1 protein-coding gene is annotated in these 343 nt (G+C 67.9%); it reads right to left on the reverse strand.

Annotated features, from left to right (window positions below; translation table 11 throughout):
* Positions 1 to 62 precede the first annotated feature (62 nt).
* Positions 63 to 343, reverse strand: a 281-nt coding sequence (locus B3T59_RS19685; RefSeq protein WP_414652117.1) for an AI-2E family transporter, incomplete at its 5' end; no start/stop codon positions are given.

The following is a 343-nucleotide window of genomic DNA, read 5'->3' on the forward strand; positions in this document are numbered from 1 at the left end:
GGTGGACTTGCCGACGTTGGGAAGTCCGACGATGCCGAGGGTGAGACTCACGGGTGTCCAGTCTACGGTGACGCGTCGGCGTCGTTTGCGTCGCCACCACCGGCGTCGGGTGGCTCCTTGTCGTCGGGCACTCCGACGTTCTCGGTCACCGGGGCGCCCTGCGGCGGCAGCGTCTCCCCCGCTCGCTCGGCTATTCGTTCGTTGAGGTAGCGCAGGACGACGGTGAATGTGGCAGCGGCAGGCACCGCGAGGAACGCCCCGGTGAGGCCGAAGACCGAACCGCCGAGGGTAACCGCGAGCAGCACGATGACCGCGTGCAGGTTCATCGACTTGGCCTGCAACC

The organism is Gordonia sp. UBA7860 (assembly GCF_002500165.1).
In the GTDB taxonomy this organism is placed as follows: Bacteria; Actinomycetota; Actinomycetes; order Mycobacteriales; family Mycobacteriaceae; genus Gordonia; species Gordonia sputi.